This is a genomic window from Bacillus sp. LR_5, from assembly GCF_042709275.1.
On the sequence record NZ_JAVAXX010000558.1, the window covers coordinates 1 to 1701 of the forward strand.

The window sequence follows — 1701 nt, forward strand, 5'->3', positions numbered from 1 at the left end:
TTGATTATGGTGCACTGAGCGGAATGTTTTGGATTCTGGCTTTCGGTATGATTGTGCCTTGGAGAATCGCTATGTATTTATCATATCGAAAACTTCATAACGAGCTGCAGTCAGCTAATATTCAAATGAATTAAAAAACCTTTCCTCTTGTCAGGAAAGGTTTTTTATTTGAGAAGGGTCTGATAAGGTTCCAAATCGATTTTTTTGTCCCGCAGATGCCTTTTTAAGAAGGTATGGTCTCTTTTAGGAGTTGCGAGAATATAGCCTTTGATCATAAGTTGCTGATCAATCTTTGCTACCTTTTCTTTTAATGCAAGCTCACCGATTTTGCCTGCGATTTTGGCTTTTGCTGCATCTCTGAACAGCTCTGGCACGGGCGCAGTCAATTCATCTAGAAACTGTTTGTTTTCATCGTTCCATAAATGTCTGCTGTTTTCAATATAGTAATCCTGCCAATCAAGCTCTGATCTGCCGTCCTCTTTTGGTAAACGCTTTAAAAACTTTCGAAACATGAAAAAACCGCCGATTGATAATAAGACTACCATCATGATCACCCAAAACAGAATAAACCATAAAAACCATCCTTCCAGCATCAATCATTCCCCCTTATTCTAACCATATTGTATACGAAGAGAGATTAGAAGAACACAGTAAAAAAAGAATAGAAAAAAGTGATAGACGTCTAGTCAAAAGAGATAGTAGATCATATTCTATTGTATAGTGAATCTGCTATTTGGCCATGGGAGAGTCACTAGAGGGTATTTGACGATAAATGGACGGAAAAAAAGTCACTTTCATAATAGGGGATGAAAGTGACTTTTTATGTTTAGCTGAGAGGAAATTGAAGAGAAAAAGAAGAGCCATCTTCTGTTTCTTTATTAACGGCGACTGTGAGTATTTGATTTTCGCATTCGGCTTGAATGTTTTTGTCATTAAAATAAAAAGGAAGCATCATTTGTTTTTCAAAAGTCTGTCCTGACGATTTGACAGTTAAGATGAACTCGCATCCAGAAAGGGTAACTGTTACTTGTGTAGGCTGTAAAAAAGTCAGATCCGCTTCTATAATATACTGCTGACTTGTTTCATATAAATCAATAGGCAATGTTTCGTCGTACCAGGCGAAGGGGTCTTCAAAAAATTGCCGAAGCCATTCATCCATACTATCGAAATCATTCGCATCGTTGCGTTTTGAATGGTTCATGGAAGCATTCCTCCACATATCAACCTTGCTTTATATCATATGCGGTGGATTATAAATGGGTGAACGCATAAAAAAACAGACACTAAGGTCTGCTTTTCTTACATATCATGGCTTGAGTTGTGCTTTTGTCTTGTATGGTTTCGGTTCTTTACTTTTTTGCTTCCGCTTAGAGGCTCAGGTTGGCCGGGATTGTGTCCTTTAGGGGCGTTTTTATGCATATCTTTACTTGTATTCTTATTGGTCATAAAATGAGAACCTCCTTAAAAGAGTTCGGTGTTATTGATTGGTTTTTCTTTTTTTGTTATTTTGGCGTTCTGCTTCAGTCAGTACAAGCTGGTCGTTTTCAATATAGCCGGCGCCTTTGCCTTGGCTTTTTGCGTCATTCATTCCGTTAATGACGTGATTCGCTTTTCTTTTGACCATCGTTATCACCTCAATCATAATATGGCTCCTTTTATTGTGTTATATGAGAGAGCGTAAACAGTAAAAATTACCGGTAC

At 37.7% G+C, this 1701-nt stretch carries 4 protein-coding genes and 1 pseudogene; 1 reads left to right on the top strand and 4 read right to left on the bottom strand.

The features are described 5' to 3' along the window. Positions 1-134 (top strand): annotated as a pseudogene (locus RAC86_RS38415) (CcdC protein domain-containing protein); the annotation flags it as partial. A gap of 30 nt (positions 135-164) precedes the next feature. Here RAC86_RS38415 and yneK read toward each other — a convergent pair. The 4 genes from yneK to sspO all read right to left on the bottom strand — a co-directional run bounded on the left by yneK (position 165) and on the right by sspO (position 1624). Further along, positions 165-593 carry a DynA interaction protein YneK gene (gene yneK / locus RAC86_RS38420; RefSeq protein WP_003231580.1) on the bottom strand — a complete coding sequence of 143 codons (429 nt, stop codon included), beginning with the start codon at positions 591-593 and terminating at the stop codon, positions 165-167. Positions 594-826: 233 nt separating this feature from the next. Beyond that, entirely contained in the window at positions 827-1219 is a 393-nt protein-coding gene (cotM, locus tag RAC86_RS38425; RefSeq protein WP_072592538.1) for an outer spore coat protein CotM, read from the bottom strand. Positions 1220-1299: 80 nt separating this feature from the next. Beyond that, the gene (locus RAC86_RS38430; RefSeq protein WP_003221237.1) at positions 1300-1446 is read right to left on the bottom strand and encodes a small acid-soluble spore protein P; all 147 of its coding nucleotides are present in this window, start codon (positions 1444-1446) and stop codon (positions 1300-1302) included. A 31-nt stretch (positions 1447-1477) separates the two neighbouring features. After that, positions 1478-1624 carry an acid-soluble spore protein SspO gene (sspO, locus tag RAC86_RS38435; RefSeq protein WP_003244839.1) on the bottom strand — a complete coding sequence of 49 codons (147 nt, stop codon included), beginning with the start codon at positions 1622-1624 and terminating at the stop codon, positions 1478-1480. Between the last annotated feature and the right edge of the window lie 77 nt (positions 1625-1701).